This window comes from Corynebacterium sp. HMSC056F09 (assembly GCF_001815785.1).
GTDB classification, from domain to species: Bacteria; Actinomycetota; Actinomycetes; order Mycobacteriales; family Mycobacteriaceae; genus Corynebacterium; species Corynebacterium hiratae.
The window spans coordinates 91,936-110,242 of the sequence record NZ_KV821899.1 but is presented as its reverse complement, the minus strand read 5'-3'; the positions used below and the strand labels follow the sequence as shown (position 1 = coordinate 110,242).

Annotated in this window: 18 protein-coding genes; 4 read left to right on the top strand and 14 right to left on the bottom strand. The window is 63.0% G+C overall.

The window, feature by feature from the left end; genetic code table 11:
* Positions 1–205 precede the first annotated feature (205 nt).
* Complete coding sequence (locus HMPREF3056_RS02885) at positions 206–517, top strand: hypothetical protein (RefSeq protein ID WP_141759833.1); 312 nt, start codon at positions 206–208, stop codon at positions 515–517.
* A gap of 120 nt (positions 518–637) precedes the next feature.
* Here HMPREF3056_RS02885 and hpf read toward each other — a convergent pair whose 3' ends face one another.
* From hpf to HMPREF3056_RS02850, 7 genes are all read right to left on the bottom strand, one after another.
* The gene (gene hpf, locus HMPREF3056_RS02880) at positions 638–1,276 is read right to left on the bottom strand and encodes a ribosome hibernation-promoting factor, HPF/YfiA family (RefSeq protein ID WP_046647448.1); all 639 of its coding nucleotides are present in this window, start codon (positions 1,274–1,276) and stop codon (positions 638–640) included.
* A gap of 172 nt (positions 1,277–1,448) precedes the next feature.
* Positions 1,449–2,129, bottom strand: a complete 681-nt coding sequence (locus HMPREF3056_RS13695; RefSeq protein WP_070701069.1) for a ComF family protein — start codon at positions 2,127–2,129, stop codon at positions 1,449–1,451.
* A 34-nt stretch (positions 2,130–2,163) separates the two neighbouring features.
* Complete coding sequence (lpqB, locus tag HMPREF3056_RS02870; RefSeq protein WP_070517840.1) at positions 2,164–3,873, bottom strand: MtrAB system accessory lipoprotein LpqB; 1,710 nt, start codon at positions 3,871–3,873, stop codon at positions 2,164–2,166.
* Positions 3,870–5,543, bottom strand: coding sequence for an MtrAB system histidine kinase MtrB (gene mtrB, locus HMPREF3056_RS02865; protein ID WP_304440002.1), 1,674 nt, complete (start codon positions 5,541–5,543; stop codon positions 3,870–3,872). The genes lpqB and mtrB overlap by 4 nt, the downstream gene beginning before the upstream one ends.
* 69 nt (positions 5,544–5,612) lie before the next feature.
* On the bottom strand, positions 5,613–6,299 hold the full coding sequence (mtrA, locus tag HMPREF3056_RS02860; RefSeq protein ID WP_046647444.1) for an MtrAB system response regulator MtrA: 687 nt from the start codon (positions 6,297–6,299) through the stop codon (positions 5,613–5,615).
* A 1-nt stretch (position 6,300) separates the two neighbouring features.
* Positions 6,301–6,918 (bottom strand): dTMP kinase, encoded by a 618-nt coding sequence (locus tag HMPREF3056_RS02855; RefSeq protein WP_049156073.1) that lies wholly within the window; start codon positions 6,916–6,918, stop codon positions 6,301–6,303.
* Between the two features lie 9 nt (positions 6,919–6,927).
* The gene (locus HMPREF3056_RS02850; protein ID WP_046647442.1) at positions 6,928–7,281 is read right to left on the bottom strand and encodes a DUF4259 domain-containing protein; all 354 of its coding nucleotides are present in this window, start codon (positions 7,279–7,281) and stop codon (positions 6,928–6,930) included.
* Between the two features lie 331 nt (positions 7,282–7,612).
* Between HMPREF3056_RS02850 and HMPREF3056_RS02845 the strand changes: the two genes are divergently transcribed.
* Positions 7,613–8,536, top strand: coding sequence for a DNA-directed RNA polymerase II (locus HMPREF3056_RS02845; protein ID WP_046647441.1), 924 nt, complete (start codon positions 7,613–7,615; stop codon positions 8,534–8,536).
* Positions 8,537–8,552: 16 nt separating this feature from the next.
* Here the strand turns inward: HMPREF3056_RS02845 and manA are convergent, their stop codons facing one another.
* Both manA and HMPREF3056_RS02835 read right to left on the bottom strand, forming a co-directional pair.
* Positions 8,553–9,800 (bottom strand): mannose-6-phosphate isomerase, class I, encoded by a 1,248-nt coding sequence (manA, locus tag HMPREF3056_RS02840; protein ID WP_046647440.1) that lies wholly within the window; start codon positions 9,798–9,800, stop codon positions 8,553–8,555.
* A 15-nt stretch (positions 9,801–9,815) separates the two neighbouring features.
* Complete coding sequence (locus tag HMPREF3056_RS02835) at positions 9,816–10,769, bottom strand: exopolyphosphatase (protein WP_246818603.1); 954 nt, start codon at positions 10,767–10,769, stop codon at positions 9,816–9,818.
* A 29-nt stretch (positions 10,770–10,798) separates the two neighbouring features.
* On the opposite strand from HMPREF3056_RS02835, the gene cobA reads away from it, so the two are divergent.
* Complete coding sequence (cobA, locus tag HMPREF3056_RS02830) at positions 10,799–11,527, top strand: uroporphyrinogen-III C-methyltransferase (protein WP_052750512.1); 729 nt, start codon at positions 10,799–10,801, stop codon at positions 11,525–11,527.
* Positions 11,528–11,536: 9 nt separating this feature from the next.
* Here cobA and HMPREF3056_RS02825 read toward each other — a convergent pair whose 3' ends face one another.
* Genes HMPREF3056_RS02825 through HMPREF3056_RS02810 form a run of 4 tightly spaced genes read right to left on the bottom strand, consistent with a single transcriptional unit; the run spans position 11,537 to position 15,150 of the window.
* Positions 11,537–12,532 carry a sulfite exporter TauE/SafE family protein gene (locus HMPREF3056_RS02825; RefSeq protein ID WP_070754062.1) on the bottom strand — a complete coding sequence of 332 codons (996 nt, stop codon included), beginning with the start codon at positions 12,530–12,532 and terminating at the stop codon, positions 11,537–11,539.
* Entirely contained in the window at positions 12,525–13,217 is a 693-nt protein-coding gene (locus tag HMPREF3056_RS02820; RefSeq protein ID WP_070754061.1) for a sirohydrochlorin chelatase, read from the bottom strand. Before HMPREF3056_RS02820 ends, HMPREF3056_RS02825 begins: the two co-directional genes overlap by 8 nt.
* Before the next feature lie 11 nt (positions 13,218–13,228).
* A complete protein-coding gene (locus HMPREF3056_RS02815; protein ID WP_070754060.1) occupies positions 13,229–13,483 on the bottom strand; it encodes a hypothetical protein in 255 nt (84 codons plus the stop codon).
* Positions 13,480–15,150 (bottom strand): nitrite/sulfite reductase, encoded by a 1,671-nt coding sequence (locus tag HMPREF3056_RS02810; RefSeq protein WP_070754059.1) that lies wholly within the window; start codon positions 15,148–15,150, stop codon positions 13,480–13,482. The genes HMPREF3056_RS02815 and HMPREF3056_RS02810 overlap by 4 nt, the downstream gene beginning before the upstream one ends.
* A 229-nt stretch (positions 15,151–15,379) precedes the next feature.
* Here HMPREF3056_RS02810 and HMPREF3056_RS02805 point away from each other — a divergent pair, with 229 nt between their 5' ends.
* Positions 15,380–16,732, top strand: a complete 1,353-nt coding sequence (locus HMPREF3056_RS02805) for an FAD-dependent oxidoreductase (protein ID WP_070545217.1) — start codon at positions 15,380–15,382, stop codon at positions 16,730–16,732.
* Between the two features lie 138 nt (positions 16,733–16,870).
* Here the strand turns inward: HMPREF3056_RS02805 and HMPREF3056_RS02800 are convergent, their stop codons facing one another.
* Positions 16,871–18,238, bottom strand: a complete 1,368-nt coding sequence (locus HMPREF3056_RS02800; RefSeq protein ID WP_070545219.1) for a phosphomannomutase/phosphoglucomutase — start codon at positions 18,236–18,238, stop codon at positions 16,871–16,873.
* Positions 18,239–18,307: the final 69 nt, after the last annotated feature.

The following is an 18,307-nucleotide window of genomic DNA, read 5'->3' as shown; positions in this document are numbered from 1 at the left end:
CGATACTCAGCCCGCGCCCGCACGCGCGTCCATCCTGTGTTTTCTCAGAACCACAGAGCGCGGCGCCGCAACGAACTCCTAACAACCAACTGCTAACAGTTGCGCGCCTCACAACGAAGGTTTATATAAGGGCGCGACAAGGGCGCCCACTCCCCCACCCCCGCAGTCCCCTACTCACCCGGACGCAGAACGAGACAGAACAGGAATGACTATGCAGTTCTCCAAGATTGCCGTAGCTACCGCTACCTCCGCAGCTTTAGCTTTGAGCACCATAACCGCCCCCGCCGCCGTGGCTGATGATTCTGAAGCACCGCGCGGTGGTAGCGCCATGTGGACCTATGACGCGATCATGACCGGAACCATGGATGCCATCGCCACTTCCCACCGCCCAGGGTCGCATCCCACCGAAAACTTCGGACTGGATCTGATTCTGTTCGCCCCAGTGGCCCTGCTCATGCTGCCACTGCAAAAGCTAGCTGAGGCCGAAGTGCACCTGTCCAGCCAATTCGGAATATAGCTGCGTCGCGATAAACGAAAACACGTTTCCCCGCGCTGCATGTGCAGCGCGGGGAAACGTGTTGTAGCCGGGATAATTTTCCCGAAGGGCTTAATACTTAGCCCTTCGGACGCTTAGCCCTTAAGCGTCCGTCAGGGAGATAAGGCCGTAGTCAAAGGCGTGGCGGCGGTAGACCACAGACGGCTTGTTGTTCTCTTCGTTGATGAAGAGGTAGAAGTCGTGGCCGACCAGCTCCATCTCGCTGAGTGCATCATCCACGGACATCGGGGTGGCCGGGTGCTCCTTGAAGCGCACAACCTGGCCCGGGCGAACGTCCTCGACCGTCTCTGCGTACGGGTCGATGTAGCGTTCTTCCTTACCGGGCTTAGCCGCTTCAGCCTCGGCGACCAGCTCGGCAGCAATCTGACCGGTACCCTTCTGAGCGCGGTGGCCGGACTTCACGTTCTCGCGGCGCACCTTTACCTTGCGCAGGGAGCGCTCCATCTTGCCCAGAGCCGTCTCGAGTGCGGCGTAGAACGAATCTTCCTTAGCCTCAGCGCGGGCGATGTGCCCCTTACCGGTAGCGGTAATCTGCAGACGCTCTGCCTCAGACTCGCGGCGCGGGTTCGGCTCGTGCTGCAGCTCCACGTGGAAGAAGGTCAGGGTCGGATCAAGGCGCTCGATCTTGGCTAGCTTTTCAGTGACACGTTCCTGGAAGTGCTCCGGAACCTCCACGTTACGACCGGTGATGGTGACCTGAGCGTTGGTCTGCTGGGACATGTAATGCCTCCCTTTACTCGTGGGGACTGAATGACTGCACATTCTGCGGACCTCATTCAAGCCTGTGATTCGGGGCTTAGTGTCCGCTTCCCTGTGACACCCCTCATGCTACCACTGGTCATAACCAACGGGTTCACTGGCCCCCTCTACAGACGCTGGATGTCGCTCCACCCTACGCATCTGCCAGGGCAATCGCCCCCGCCACGTCACCCCCGACGGCCCACACGCGAGCTGCGCTGGCGCGGAGTGTCGCGCCGGTCGTGATGACGTCGTCGACAAGCAGCACGCTGCGCCCCGCCAACGTACGGGCGGCCGGCAGCAACCGCACGGCACTGCGCATATTGTCTGTGCGCTCCGCGGCGTTGAGCTGCGACTGATCCGCACTGCCTTCGGCCGTCATCAAGGCATTAACCACGTCCCAACCAGGAAGCCGAGCAGACGCCGCCTGGCATAGCGCGGTCACCGGATCACCACCACGCTTGCGGGCCGACGACGCCCGTGTCGGGGCGGGCACCAACAGCGCGGTCTCCGGAATGTCGCCGCGGGCGCGCAGGTAGTCGATGCCAGCGGCAAGCACCGCGCCTAAGTGCGCGCGCACCGCCTGGTGTCCGCGTTCCTTCATCGCGATGATGACCCCGCGGCGGGTATCGGAATACGGTCCGAGCGCCCACGCCGGAAACCCTAATGGCTGCGGACGTTCCACACGGCGCGGAATCTGGCGCAGGTGGTGCTGGCAGGCAGCGCACAGCACGCCACCCGCAGAGGTCTCACCCCCGCACCCGGCGCACGGGCGCGGGAGGAACAGCTCCATGAGCGCGGCGGTGGCCTCACCTATCCCCCGATGTTTCGGCATGCACCCAACTCTAGCCTGACTCCTGAGCTGTCCTCTAACGAGCGATAATCGGAGAGGAACGCACTCCCTGCAGGCCTTCGACCTCACGCCAATAAGAACGCTCGGATCCACCCGCGGGAAGCTGCAGCAGCGCATGCGCATCGGTGACATAAAGCGTCGACGGCGAAGAGGCCACCGCGACCACGGGTGCGGTGATATTTCCGGTGGGCAGTGTGGTGGCCGAAGATCCGTCTTGCTCGATGCGCCACACCGGAGAGCTCGACGCCGAGGTACCCACGAGCAGGGAGCCGTCTGTCTGCCACTCCACCGACAAAGCAGAGCCGGCCAGCTCTGGGCCCACCTGGTGAACGTTGACGATGCGCCGCTCACCCGACGTCGCGCGGGCAACCACACCGGTATAAATGCTGCCATCGATAATCATGGCGATACGCGCTCCCGTCAGGGACAGCCGGATGACGGAGATTTCGCCTTCCACGTTCTCTAATGCGGAGGTGTCCACCTCCGCGGTGCTCAGCTCGCCGGTGGCCGGCGAGCGTGTCACGCGGACCACGTGCTTGCCGTCGACGACGGTCCACGCCACCTGTCCTCCCACCTCGAAGGTGGGGCGGGCTAAAGTTTCACCCTTGACCGAATCCTTGAGCTCGTGGCCGAGCTCGCCCATCGCCAGCTGTGACTCCTTCTCAGAGCGCTTGCGTACCGCGGCGACCATGCCCTCATCGGAGACGTCCGCGGACTGGATATCGTGAATCTGCCCGGCCATTCCCTGCACCTCGGTGCTGCCTTCACCTTTAACCTCGAGGAGTGAGCCGTCATTGACCGCGTAGAGCTTAGGCACGGACTGGGCAGCCACCTCTGGGTTGAACTCAGCAAAGTCATCGATGGTCATTTCCTCCATGCCGTCGACAAGCGGGCTGCCATCGATGGTGGCGCGCACTGATTTCGTGATCTCTGCGTTGTTGAGGGTCCAGACCAACTGGGCGGCGAACTTGAGGCGCTCCTCCTGGGTCATTCCTGCCATCCCGCTGAACTCGTAGACGCCATCGTTGATTCCCAAGAAGGTAGCGTCCTTGGGGCTTAAGGTGGACGTCGCCGGCGCGATATCGGAGGACGGCCCCTGCAGCAGCAGGGTCACTAGCTCCGAGGCGATTGACTCCTTCCCCGAATAGAGCCAACGACGGTCCGCCACCAGCAGGCGTTGGGTTGTATCGAAAAAGTACAGCGACTGCGGCCGGTAGCGGTTGCGCAGTTCGGTGCGCTCAATCACAGCACCAGTGGGCAAATCCGTGATGCGCCATTGCCCATTGAACTGGCGCAGTCGGACGGTTGCTTCGATGCGCGAATTATCGGGGACATAAGCCCCGCCATTGGCCAAACGGCCAATAATATTGCCGCGGACCGAGTATTCCAGGTCGCCGTCTTCCATATTGGACGTCACGAGATCGATGGAATCCACCACCAGAACGGTATCCGTGGGGTCCCAGGAATTAGCTATATTCGTCGAAAGGAAGGTGCGGGCGGCGGCGTAGTTACCGGTGGGAATCGCCACCGCCGAATAGAAGTCACGCACGAGGAGATCAGGCTCGCTATCTGTACGCGGTTCGACGACAGCATCGTCTGCCCGGTCATGCGGTTCGAAAGTCCCGATCACTTGCGGATCCGTGTTGTTCGGCAAGGTCGAGCACCCGACGAGGGCTATGAGCGCAACGCAGCTGAACACTGCGAGTGGGCGGCGGGCCGGCATCATCGCTGGGCCTCCTCCTCGAAATCAGGAACGGTGTTGTGATTGAAAGGCGTGTCCACGCCACGGGATTCGCGCTCTGAAGGCCACACGATTCCTGTGTCCGAATCACCTTTCAACACGGGCATGTCCGGCTCCGAGGTCAACTCGAGCGCGGATTGTTCTTCTGCCTCGACCTGCCCCGGTGCACCTGGGACCTCCAAAGCGATGGGCTCGGACTCTACCTTCTGGTCTGGTGTGCGGGGCAGGATAAGGCGGAAGCGCGAGCCCACGCCAAAGTAGCCAATAGCGTCCAACGTACCGCCGTGCAGCACCGCATCCTCGCGGGCGATGGCAAGGCCCAGACCGGTTCCGCCAGAATGGCGTTTACGGGAAGAGTCCGCACGCCAGAATCGGTTGAACACCAACTCCTCCTGGCCCTCCTTGAGGCCAACACCGGAGTCGGTGACTGCGATACCGACGGCGTCCTCCGTCGCCCCGATATCCACGGTGACGGGGTTTCCCTCAGAATGGTCGATGGCATTCGCGAGCAGGTTGCGCAGGATGCGCTCGACACGCCGTGAATCGCATTCGACGGCCACGGGTTCCTCCGGAATATGAACGATGACGTCCACGTCGAGCTCGGCGGCGAGGTGTTCTACCTGACTCAACGCGGAGTCTACGCAGGAGCGAATATCGATGGAGGCCGTGGACAGATCCGCCACGCCCGCATCGTGGCGAGAGATCTCCAGCAGATCCGCCAGCAAGTCCTCGAAGCGATCCAGCTCCTTGATAAGCAGCTCCGCCGAGCGCTTGGTATAAGGGTTGAACTCATCCGCGTCCTCCGCGATGACATCCGCCGCCATGCGCACCGTGGTTAGCGGCGTGCGCAACTCGTGCGACACGTCGGAGGTGAACTGCCGCTGGAGATCGCCATACTCCTCCAGCTGGGCGATTTGCTTGGAGAGCTTATCCGCCATGTCGTTGAAGGAGGAGGCAAGGCGGCCCATCTCATCATCCGAGTTGACCACCATGCGCTCACGCAGGTGACCGGCGGCAAAGCGCTGCGCGATACGCGAGGCAGAGCGAATCGGCACGATCACCTGCTGGGTAGCCAGCCACGCGATGCCCACGAGGAGAACCACGACGACCACTCCAGCAGCGGAGAGCAAACCACGCATGAGCGCCATCGTGGATTCCTCAGATTCCATGGACAACACGAGGTAGACCTGGGTATTCGGGATGTCGCTTTCAATGGGCGTGCCCACCATCAGTGCGTTGTAGGTAGCCCCCGATTGCTGGTCCACCGTGGCGTACTGCTGCACGACTTGGCCCTGACCGACGAGCTCCCGCATGCCATCGGGGATGCGGTAACCCTCCGGTGAGGTGGTGGCTGTGCCGTCGGAGTTCTCCACAAGGATGACCGGCTCGTACACGGCCTGGGCATCGGGTTGCTGTGCCGACATCTGCCCCAGTGCAGCGCGTGCGGAGTTGATGCGTACCTGCGTTGAGTTAGCCGTTCCTGTCGCGTCAATCTGTTGCTCCACGGCTACGCGGGCGCGGTCGAGCTCTTGCAGCGCGGTGTCCTCTTTCTGGCTCACCAGCTGCTGCGTGAGCACCGACACCAGGGCGTAGGCCAGGATGATCATGACCACCGTGGAGGCCACCAGCATCATGCCCAGCACGCGTGTCTGCAGGGACGTACGCCAGCGCTCGACGATGCCATCCCGGGCTCGCGCTAACCAACCAAAAATAGCGGCAGTCCTTTACTCGGCGGTTTTTCCAGTCTTGTACCCCACACCGCGCACGGTGAGGACGATGTGTGGATCCTCCGGATCGTGCTCAATCTTGGCGCGCAAGCGCTGAACGTGCACGTTGACGAGGCGAGTATCCGAGGCATGGCGGTAACCCCAAACGGATTCGAGCAACGCCTCACGGGTGTGGACCTGCCCGGGCTTGCGGGCCATTTCCAAAAGGAGGTCGAACTCCAGCGGGGTCAACGAGATTTCCTCGCCGCCCTTGCGGGTGACGGTGTGCTCAGGAACGTCGATCAGCAGGTCCCCTACCTCGATGATCTCTCCGGAGCCCCCGTCGATCCGACGCAGGCGCGCACGGATGCGGGCGATGAGTTCCTTGGGCTTGAAGGGCTTGGTGATGTAGTCATCCGCCCCCGATTCGAGGCCGAGAACCACATCAACGGTGTCCGTCTTCGCGGTGAGCATGACGATGGGCACAGAAGACTCGGTGCGGATGGCACGGCAAATATCGACGCCGTTCATGCCCGGAAGCATGAGATCCAACAGGATCAGATCTGGGTCGTGCTCGCGGAAGGCCGGGATGGCCTCGTTACCATCGTTGACGGCAATAGGTTCCAGCCCCTCTGCCTCGAGCACGATGGTGAGCATTTCGGCGATTGCCGGGTCATCATCCACGACCAAGATTTTCGGTGCCACGTTATTGTTCTCCTACAAGCTCCTTGACAGCTTGGATAATCATATCGGCATCCGCGGTGGCGATCCACTGCCCAGCCCACTGCTGCTGCGCTAGACGACGGTAAGCAGCGGCCGTGCGGGCCTGCAGCCCCGCATCCCGCTCATAGCGATCGCGATGGCGCCCCTCATCCTCCGCCGCCCGGGCTACGGCGCGCTGGCCGGCGACTTCGACGTCAGTGTCCAAGAAGATCTGCAACTGCGGAACGGGAAGGCCAAAACGCTCGAACTCGAGCTCGTAGACCCAGTCAACGATGAGCTCCCCGCCCACCCTTGCGGCGGAGTAGGCCGCGTTCGACGCCACGTAGCGATCCAGGATGAGCAAGGAGTCTGCGGATTCGGCGGCGAGCAGCTGTTCCTTAGCGCCCCACCGGTCCAAGGCGAAGAGAGTGGCCATCCCGTAGGCCGAATCGGTGAGATCTCCCATGCGCCCGTAGAGCGCTTCCTGCGCGAGCTGCGCGTGCACGGAGTCTTCGTAGCGCGGGAAGCTTAAGACCGAGACCTCGCAGTCGAGCTCTTCCCGCAGACGCTGGGTGATGGTGTTCTTTCCCGCACCATCGATTCCTTCAATACTGATCAGCATGCTGGCGTACTAGGAAAGCGCCTCGATGAAGGGCTCGAGGTCGTAGTCCTCCTCGACGCCTTCGAGCAGCTCGAGGGCGTGCTCGTTGAGGTTCTCGCTTCCGGAACCGGCCAGATCACGAATGAATGGGTAGTCCTCAACCACCTCCCCGGCGCTGAATGGGGCGCCCGCCCAAATCGCGGCAATCGTGGCCGCCGCCAGCGCGTTGCGTTGCTCGTCCTCGGTCTGATCCTCACCGGAGACCGCCAGGGCGCAGGCATCATCGACCGCGGCAACGATCTCTTCGTCCTCAAGGTCTGCCAGTTCATCCAAGAAGTCGACGTTGACTTCGTCGGCGAAGATGTCCTCATCCCATGAGCTCATTGTTTCTCCTTCATCTTTTACGCGAACAGGGGGTTTATGTTGGGGTCTATTTTCTTGTGTCCACGGTGGGTCAGTGTGGCGTCGTGGGGCGCGCCCACCGCCAGCCGCTATCTAATCCAATTTCTACCATTCTTTAGGCGCCCTTATGCAAGGCTTCGGCCAATGAGCCCGTTTTATTACAGCTGCGCCACAGTTCCCTGTAATACCGACCTGCCTGCATTGTGGAAAGAGGTATGAACAGGGGTTATTGCCCAGGCCATTTACTATCCCTATATTCGTGCTATCGTTGTTACCGACTTGTGACCTTTGTGCAGTTAGGAGAGCGCCCCGCATGACGAGCAGTTCACGCCGCATCCTCGCCTTCGTGGCGGCCGGCCTCCTGTGTGCCGTCGCCGTGGGCGTCGCGGTGTGGCGCATGAGCGCACCCGAATCCGTCGTGGCTAAGCCCTCGGCCGCCACCGCGGTGTCCAGCACAGCCACCACGTCCTCATCAGCGACGCACTCCTACACCACCACGGCTTCTCCGACGACCACCCAGTCGAAGGACTCGCACACGCCGGTTGCTGCGCCGGCAGAGGATCCGTACTTAGCGCCGAACGCCGTTGTCAACAACACGGAGCCCGCTGGCCCCACGGCCGTCTACCGCCCGGATAACGTCTCCTCGCTGCAGAACCAGCAACCGCAGGCGACACAGAACGTGCAGAACCCGCCGGCACCGGTTGCTACCACCCCAGCGACGGCTCCCTCGACTGACCCGTCCACGGCCTCCGAATCCGTGGCACCTGGCTCTACCCCGCAGCACACCGAGCCAACGCCACCGCCGGCCACCCTGGAGCCGCAGACTGCCGCACCGCAGGATTCGGCCCCACAGGAATCCCGCGGGGAACGCGAGCACAACCCCCAGTTGACCGAGCAGCAACCCACCGAGGCTTCTGATTCCTTCAACCCGCGGCCGGCCGGGCTCGCCCAAGAAGCCCCGAAGCCCGGGGCCGAGCCTGACTCCGTTACGGAACACCGTGAGCCGACCGAAGCCGAGCAAAAGCAGTGGGACGAGTCTGCCCAGCACGGCAATGAGGCGATAGAGTCGCTGGTGCGCGAATCCGAGGCGCACCGGACCAATGAGGCCCCCACCCCGGCAGCCCCAACGGATGACGTCCCCGCCGCGAAGGAACCGTCCGCAGAAACCCCCACCGCCGTTAAGCCGGGCGAGAAACCCATGGAACCCGCCGCCGAACCGGCAGCGGTGCACCTCTAAAGGTGCACCTTAAGCTCTAGACGCGAGCGACAAATACCTCCGCGCCTTCGGTCTCCGCGGCACGGATCGTGGCGGCTGGGTCGCTGGCTGGAATCCATGCCGCGTGGCCAGCGCTGAAGTCCACGCTCTCCCCCTCGTCGTTGCTCACCGTGGCCGCGCCAGCGGTGCACAGCAGGATCATCGGGCCGTCGCTGTCTACCTCGGCGGAGTCCGCAGCGGAAAGCTCCACGCGGTCCAGCAAGAATTCCTCAATCGGCACCGGGTAGGCCCACGCCGTGGCCCCCGTAATACTGCCCGTTGCTTCCTTTCCAGCTGCGTCTGCGTGCGCTATTTGCTCCACTCGCGGATCCTCCGCCGCCTGGTACGTCAGGACCTTGACCAGCTCAGGAACGTCAACGAACTTCGGGGTCAGGCCGCCGCGCAGCACGTTATCGGAGTTGGCCATGATCTCCACGCCCAGACCAGACACATAGGCGTGCAGCTGTCCGGCGTCAAGGTAGATCGCCTCACCCGGCTGCAAGACGATGTGGTTCAGCAGCAGCGCGCCCAGCACGCCGATGTCCCCCGGGTACTGCTCGTTGATCTTCGACACGGTCCCCATCACGGTAGACATCCACGGCTCACCGGCTTGGCTTTCGCGCAGGCGCTCGCCCGCGGCTACCACCGCGCTGATAAGCTCCTTGCGCTTAGCGCTGGGGATAGTGATCCACGTGGTAAACAGCGCGCGGAGGCTGTCGCCTTCGGCAGCGGGGTCCGGATCGAGCATGCCCTCGTAGTGCGCGAGCTCTTCGCAGTCCAAAGCCGCGAAGAGGCTGCGGGTCTGCGAGAGGGGGCGGAAGCCCGCCATGGCGTAAAACTCTGTGAGTGCCACGATGAGCTCCGGCTTGTGGTTGTCATCCTTGTAGTTGCGGTTGGCCGCCGTGAGTTCGATACCCTCCGCGTTCTCGCGAGCAAAGCCTTCCTCGGCCTGTTGCTTGGACGGGTGCGCCTGCAGCGACAGCGGCTCGGCGGCAGCCAGGATCTTCAACAGGAAGGGCAGTCCGGCGCCGTACGTTTCCGCTACCCGCTTGCCCAGTTGTCCTTGCGGATCCGCGGCGATGATCTCATCCAGCTTCTCGCCATCCACCGTCGAGGGATCAGCCGGGTGCGCGCCGAACCACAGCTCAGCCACCGGGCTAGTAGCTTCCGGTTCGCCGAGCAGCGTGGGGATCAGCGTGCGCGAACCCCACGAGTAGTTGCGGGCAGCGCTGGTGAGCAACTTCATTGACTTCCTCTGTTTCTATTTCACGTCGTAGGCGGTCGCGGCATAACTGCGCGTAATCAGCTGCAGCGCGCGGGCCAATTCCCCACAGGAGGTATCGGCGCTCGCTGCTGCGAAAGAGTGGGGAAGGTTCGCCTCTTCCTGTCCCCATAAAACAACTCTCAAGGGTACCAAAGGCTCTTCCGCTTCAAACGGGTCATAGAAGATGTCAGTCTGGTCTGTCTGCAGAATCGGCCCTAAGCCTTCCGCGTCAACAACGGTCCCTCCCAGCCCGTGGGCTGCCCACAGCTCACCGGCCATGCGGGCAACAAGCGCGTCGAGGTGCACGCGCGTGCGCTCTTCTGACAGCGCATAGGGATCAGGCCCGCTGCTGTGGATGACCCGGCCGCCCTCTACGAACTCACGCAACGCGCGCCCAGGATTCGTCGTGGAGTCACGTTGCGGGGATAGTGCTTCCAGCTCACGGTCCACGGCATCGGCGACGTCCTCCACGCGACGAGAAACGAGAACTGGGTCTTCGCTCAGCACCGCGTACACCGCATGCACAGCTGTAATCACGCGCACCGGGGAAATCCCTTCGGCGGTGGGCAAAGTGTCTATGACGATGGCGTCTTCGGGTGCGTCCTCGATCTCGTTGAGGAGAATGGTCGTGGAACCCCGGCGCGCAGCGGTATGCAGCGCGCGCTCCGCCCATGGGCTATCTCCCGCCACCACCACGACGTCGAGGGCACCAGTAAAGCGCGGCAGCGATTCGCTAACCATGATGGGGACTTCAGCGGGCTCAGCTAGGCCCACAGCAACGTGAGCGGCAGCGCGGGAAACTTGGTCGGCGGCAAGGATGACGAGGCTTCGCGGACGGAGTCCGCCCAGCACGCGAGCAAGCTCCGGCACGGATGCAGCCACCACGCGCGCTTGGGCGCCTTCGTGGGCGATGTCAAAGAAGCCCACGGTTTCGGGGTCATAGGAAGTCATAGGCCCGAGCATAGCTAGGATCAGTGGCCATGAGCATTCATCCGGTAGTCCTTGTCGGCGGCGGCCCAGGCGCGTGGGATCTGATTACCGTGCGCGGCATGCGCGCGCTGCAGGAAGCCGAGGTCATCGTGGCCGATCACCTCGGTCCCACTGCCCAGCTAGATAAGCTGTGCGATATTGACGCCAAGGAGCTCATCGACGTCTCCAAGATCCCCTACCGCGCCCAGGTTGCCCAGGAGCGTATCAACGAGATCCTCGTGGAGAATGCCCGCCAGGGGCGCCGCGTGGTCCGCCTCAAGGGCGGGGACCCGTACGTGTTTGGGCGTGGCTTCGAGGAGCTCACTGCACTCACTGCGGCGGGCATCCCGGTGGAGGTCGTCCCCGGGGTGACCTCGGCCGTCGCGGTGCCCGCCCTGGCGGGAACGCCGGTGACCCACCGTGGGGTGGTCCACGCCTTCACTGTGGTCTCCGGGCACCTGCCGCCAGGCCACCCCAAGTCCTTGGTGGATTGGGCAGCGCTGGCACGTTCCGGGGCTACCTTATCCGTCATTATGGGTGTCAAGAACGCGGCCGCCATCGCCGCCGCGCTGATCGACGCCTCCCTCTCCCCCCACACCCCCGTGCGCATCATCCAGGAGGGCTCCCTCGATGGTGAGCGGGCCTTCAGCTGCGAGCTCGCGGAGCTGGGGGCCACCATGGAGGAGCACTCGGTGGCTCCCCCGGCGGTCATCGTCATCGGTGAGGTTGCTGGGCTCTAGCCCCGAGTTCTACTCAACTCCGACGCGCTCTTCCTCCGATTCCGCGGAGCTGCCTGCATGGGCGCCCTCGCGGCCGGTCGGCTCCGTCGTTTCAACGACTCGGCTGCCAGTGCGCTGCTGCGAAATGCTATCCCCCTCCGCGCTCTGTGCGGATCGAGCCCGGCGCTGGTTCGCCCAGACCGTGAGAGCAACACCGAGGACCAGCGCAGCGACCTGCAGAAGAAGGACCTGCTGATGCGCCAGCGCCCACCCTAGGGCCTTCGGAATGTTGAGCGTCACGATAGCCGTGCCCACGAAGCCTCCAAGGAGCGTGGGGTTAATGCGGGAGATGAGCCACGCCGCAATCGGTGCGGTGATCATCCCGCCGATAAGCAACGCTAAAACCGCGGCGGCGTTAGCCACGATCTCCTCCCAGAGGCCAACGATGAAGCCCGCCGTGGCGCCAAAAGTGACGAGGAATTCTGCGGTGTTGACGGTGCCGACGATGCGCCGCGGCTGCTCGCGGCCGACCGCCATGAGCGTCGAGGTGGAAATCGGGCCCCAGCCACCGCCGCCCGAAGCATCGACGAAGCCTCCCACCACGCCGAGCCCCGCGAGAAAAGGAGTGGAGTGCTGTCGGGTCTCCTGCGATGTACTGATCCGTGGGCGTGAGAAGCGCCAGACTAGGTTGATGCCTAAGACCACGAGAATCGCAGACGTTACGGGCGCGGCAGCCTCGAGCGAGAGGTTAGACAGAACCGTCGCTCCAATGAAGGCCGACAAACCTCCCGGCACGCCGAGCTTGAGCACCGTGGGCCAATGCACGTTGCCAAAACGCCAGTGACTGATTCCGGAGACCAAGGTGGTACCCAGCTCCGAGGTGTGCACCACGGCGGAGGCCGTCGCCGGTCCCAAACCCGCCAGCAGCAGGATGGTGGTGGAGGTAACACCGAAGCCCATGCCGATGCCGCCGTCGACAAGCTGCGCGGCGGCACCCGCAATCGCGATGAGGATGAGGCTACGCACGGGCCACCTCCGCATAACGGTGGGAAACAATGCCGGCGAGTGCCTCACCCAGCGGAGGGAGCACCTGCCGGGACTCCCCGCCCCTGTGCCCTGCATCCTCGTCGAGGCGATCTAAGAGCAGGCCGGGGCTCACAAAGAGTGGCACGACGACCTCCTGATTGCCATCTGAGCCAACGGGCTCGCGCTCACCACGCGTCGCATAGGCAACCTTCGCTGTGCATCCGGTGAGCTCACCGACGCGTCGTGCTAGATCCGCGACGGCAGCATTGGCACGCTCATCGGAGGAGCCGACAGAATAGAGCACAACAGTATCTGTCCCCTCGGGAACGCGCTTAGCCAACAGACGCGCCATATCCTCACCAGTACCGAGGCCACGGGCTTGATGAAGGCGCACTCCGGACGCCGCAGAGGCCTGGGCCAAAGCTGCAGGAACATCGATGCGCTGGTGGTAGCCCTCGGTAAAGAGCAAAGGCACAACGACCGCCTCGCGTACCCCTTGCGCTGCTAGGCTGCGCGCCGCCTCATCGAGCGGCGGGTCATTGAATTCCAAGTGTGCGGCGGTAGCCGGCACCCCGGCTAGCTCGCCAGCGGCGTGGGTCAGGGCCATAACGTTCGCTGCGGCCTCGGGGTGGCGTGAGCCGTGTGACAGGGTTAGTAAAGCGGTAGTAGCGGTCGGGGCGGTCATGGTGTGTTTCCTCAAGTGTGAGCTTTCGCGGTGGAGTGGCCGCGGCGAGCGAGAGAGCGCTGCAGCGCCTCCGTGGAGGAGACCGCCGGCGCAGGCGCTACGGGGGCATCGTCCTGGCCGTGGAAGCGTACGGAAAAGATGCGGAGGCACTCCTCGCACTTCCAGGCAAAATCATCTTCCTCATCGGGAAATAGGTTTGTCCCGGCACAGTAGGGACAAAAGGCTGGGTGGTTACGGTTCGGGTTGGGCTGACGGCGAAAATTCACTGCAGGTCCTCCTCGTCCGCGCGCAGGACCCAGTGGCGGAACTGCTCGCCGTCCTCGCGCTGCTCCTTATATTTATTGACCAAGCGGATGACGTAGTCGGGCACTTCATCGGCCACCACCTTGTGTCCGCGCAACTTGCGGCCCCAGTCCGGGGAGAGGCCGAGCGCACCGCCCAGGTGGACCTGGAATCCTTCGACGCGATTGCCCTCGGCATCGGTCACGATCTGTCCCTTCAGCCCGATGTCCGATACCTGCGAGCGCGCGCAAGCGTTGGGGCAGCCGTTGAGGGCGATGGAGAGCGGGACGTCGAGATCGCCGAGGGTGTCTTCCAGGATGTCAACGAGCTCGATGGCGCGGGCCTTGGTGGTCACGTGCGCGAGCTTACAAAATTCCAGGCCGGTGCAGGAGATGACGCCGCGGCGAAACTCCGAGGGCTGGGAGTACAGGCCCGTCTCATCCAAGGCGCGGGACAGGGCAGGGATATCCTCTTCTTCCACGTCGAGGAAGAGAAGCTCCTTCATCGGGGTCGTACGGATGCGGTTGATTCCGAATTTCTCGGCCACGTCGGCGATGGCGATGAGCTGCTCACCGGTGGCATGCCCCACGGTGGGTTTGACGCCGACGTAGAACTTGCCATCCTGCTGGCGGTGCACGCCCACATGATCGCGGTTGCCGGGTGTGATGGGGAGCGGGAGGCCGTCGAGAAGCGGCGCGTCGAGGTATTCCTCTTCCAATACCTTTCGGAACTTCTCGATGCCCCACTGCGCTACGAGGAACTTAAGGCGCGCGCGGTTGCGGTTGCGGCGGAAGCCATAGTCGCGGAAGATGCGCGCCACACCGGCCCATACCTCCGGCACGCGCTCGAGCGGAATCCATGCGCCGAGGGACTGCGAAAGCATCGGGTTGGTCGACAGGCCTCCGCCGACAAAGCAATCGAAGCCGGGCCCGTACTCAGGGTGATTCGTGCCCACGAAAGCAACGTCCTGGATTTCGTGGGTGACGTCTTGGCGGGCGTTGCCGGAGATGGCAGACTTGAACTTACGCGGAAGGTTGTGGAATTCATCGCGCAAGAGGTACTCATTTTTGATCTCCTCAATGGCCGGGGTGGCATCGATAATTTCGTCGGCGGCCACTCCCGCTACCGGTGAGCCCAGGATGACACGGGGGACGTCGCCGCAACCCAGCAGAGTATCTAGCCCCACAGAGCGCAGTTTCTCCCAAATGGCGGGGACATCCTCAATCTGAATCCAGTGCAGCTGGATGTTCTGACGGTCCGTAAAGTCCGCGGTGGAGCGCGCATAGTCGCGCGAAATCTCTCCTACGGCACGCAACTTGGCGGGATCGGCGCGGCCGCCGTCGAAGCGCACGCGCATCATGAAGTACTCATCCTGCAACTCGGCGTTACTGAGTTTGGAGGTCATCTCGCCGCCAAGGTTCTGGTTGCGCTGGGTGTACAAGCCCAACCATTTAAAGCGCGGGGCAAGATCCTCGGCGGGGATGGAGGAAAAGCCCTGCTTGGAATAGATATCGATAACGCGCTGGCGCACGGCCAGGGCATCGTCGGCCTGCTTAATCTCCTCGTCGGAATTCAGCGGAGCGGTGCCGTCAATCTTCCACTGGCCTTCCGGCTTCTTCACACGCGGGCGTCGCTTCGTTGCGGTGGTCATAATCTGCTGCCTTTCGTCGGTTAGTAAAAACCTACCGGTCTAGACAAAGTAGACAAAGCAGTCTTTTTTATTTTCTCACGAATATGCAAAGCACGCTGGGTTTATGCCACAATGTTCTCCGAATGTAATTAGGCCCAGTTGCCCTCCAGCAGACAAGCCGGTTCAATGAAACCCACGCTTGTTTAGACCTAAGCTTTCGTTAGTTACTACAACATTCCGAAAGGCCATCATGACTCAGCAGCCCCTGAAAGTAGCCGTCATCGGCGCCGGCCCAGCCGGCATCTATGCCTCCGACATCCTGGTGAAGAAGACCGGCGGCAACGTTCAGATCGATCTCATCGAGCAGATGCCCGCCCCCTTCGGGCTCATCCGCTACGGCGTGGCTCCGGACCACCCGCGCATTAAGGGAATCATCAACTCCCTGCACCGCGTGCTCGACACCGAACAGATTCGCCTTCTGTCCAACATCAACGTGGGCCGCGATGTCACCGTCTCCGAACTCGAGGAGTACTACGACGCCATCGTCTTCGCCACCGGCGCCGTCGGCGACTTGGGTATGAACATCCCGGGCTCCGATCTAGAGGGCATTCATGGTGCCGGCGAATTCGTCGGCTTCTACGACGGCAACCCGCGCTTTGAGCGCTCCTGGGATCTCTCCGCCACTGACGTCGCGGTGATCGGCGTGGGCAACGTCGGCCTCGACGTGGCCCGCATCCTGGCCAAGACCGGCGATGAACTCAAGGAATCCACCGAGATTCCCGACAACGTCTACGAGTCCCTGGCCAAGAACCAGGCCACCACCGTCCGCGTCTTCGGCCGCCGCGGCCCGGCTCAGGCCAAGTTCACCCCGCTGGAGCTCAAGGAGCTCGACCACTCCCCGACCATCAACGTGGTGGTGGACCCGGAGGATATCGACTACGACGAAGCCTCCCTCAAGGCCCGCGAAGAGGCCAAGTCCTGCGACCTGGTGTGCCAGACCCTGGAAGGCTACGCCATCCGCGAGCCGAAGGACGCCCCGCACACCCTGCAGATCCACCTCTTCGAGCAGCCGGTGGAGTTCATCGGCGAAAACGGCAAGGTTACTGCTGTGAAGACCGAACGCACCGCCCTCAACGGCGATGGTTCCGTCTCCGGCACCGGCAAGTTCACCGAGTGGCCGGCTCAGGCCGTCTACCTGGCTGTGGGCTACCGCTCCGATGCCATTGAGGGTGTTCCCTTCAACGAGCAGAAGAACGTCATCAACAACGACGGCGGCCACGTGGTTGACCTCGACGGTGAGGTCGTGCCGGGCCTGTACACCACCGGCTGGATCAAGCGCGGCCCGGTGGGGCTCATCGGCAACACCAAGTCCGATGCCACGGAGACCATCGGCATGCTGCTTGCCGACGCCGAAGCAGGCAACCTCTCCCACTCCCGTGACGAGGACATCGTCGAGCTCTTCGAGTCCAAGGGGCTGGAGCACCTGACCTGGGAGGGCTGGAAGAAGCTCGACGCCGCCGAGCGCGCCCTGGGTGAGGCCGAGGGCCGCGAGCGCAAGAAGTTTGTCGAGTGGGAAGAGATGGTCAACCACTCGCGCGACTAAGCCGGCTCGACCCAAATTAAAACTGCCCTATCTGACGAAGTTATCGCTCCCGCCGCAATGAACGCGGGGAAAATCGTCAGATAGGGCAGTTTTCGCCTCAAGGCTCGGGGTCTTCGTGCGAAGGCACGTGCCTTCACACTAAGCGCGGATGATAGCGAGCACCTCGTCGACGATGGCCTGTACCTCGTCAGCGGTCTTGGCCTCAACGTTGAGGCGCAGCAGCGGCTCAGTGTTGGAGGCGCGGACGTTGAACCACGCGTCGGTGCCCTTGAGCTGTACGGTCACGCCATCGAGCTCGTCGACGGACTCAATCTTGTCCGCCAGCTCATCCAGCACGCGCTGGGTCGTAGCCTTCTGATCCTCCACGGTGGAGTTAATCTCACCCGAGGCCTCATAGCGTGAGTACTGCGCCATCAGTTCGCTCAGTGGCTTGTCCTGCTCACCCAGGGCCGCCAATACGTGCATGGCCGCGAGCATGCCGGAGTCCGCATTCCAGAACTCCTGGAAGTAGTAGTGAGCGGAGTGCTCGCCACCAAAGACCGCCTTCTCCTTGGCCATCTGGGCCTTAATGAAGGAGTGGCCCACGCGGGTGCGCACGGCCTTGCCGCCCTTCTCCGCGATGAGCTCCGGGACGGTCTTGGACGTAATCAGGTTATGGATGACGGTGGCGCCGGGGAACTTGTCCAGGTAGCGCTCCGCCACCAGCGCACAGATGGCAGACGGCGGCACCGGCTGGCCCTTCTCGTCCACCACGAAGCAGCGATCGGCATCGCCGTCGAAAGCCAGGCCAATATCCGCCTTCTGCTCGACGGTGAACTTCTGCAGATCCACTAGGTTCTTCGGATCCAGTGGGTTGGCCTCGTGGTTGGGGAAGGTGCCGTCCAGCTCAAAGTAGAGGTCACGCACGTCGAAAGGCAGGCCTTCAAAGACCGCCGGGACGGTGTGGCCGCCCATGCCGTTCGCGGCATCCACCGCGACGACGAGCGGGCGAGAATTCTCCAGCGGCACCAAGCCGCGCAGGAAGTCGGCATAATCACCGAGCACCTCGCGCTCAGTCACGGTGCCTGGCTCGCCGTCGAAGGCCGGGGTGCCGTCGATCAGCATGTCCTTAATCTGCTCCAGGCCGGTCTCCTGGCCCACCGGAACAGCACCCGCGCGGCACAGCTTGATGCCGTTGTACTTCGCCGGGTTGTGGGAGGCGGTGAACATAGCGCCCGCACAATTCAGGTGGCCGGCGGCGAAATACAGCTCATCGGTCGACGTCAGGCCGAGTTGGATGACATTGAGGCCCTGCGCGGCAGCGCCCTCCGCGAAAGCAGCGGCCAGCTGCGGGGAGGACGGACGCATGTCATGGCCCACCGCCACGGTGGTCTCCCCTTCTTCGCGGAGGATAGCGGCGAAGGCCGCACCGGTATCGCGCACGAGGGCGTCATCGATATCCTCGCCCACGACGCCACGGACGTCATAGGCCTTGATCACTGCATTGAGCTGTTCACGAGTTCGCATAGCCCACAAGCATACCCCCGTCGGACGCGGCAATCCGCGTCCGACGGGCTAAAACTCAACTAACGGGCT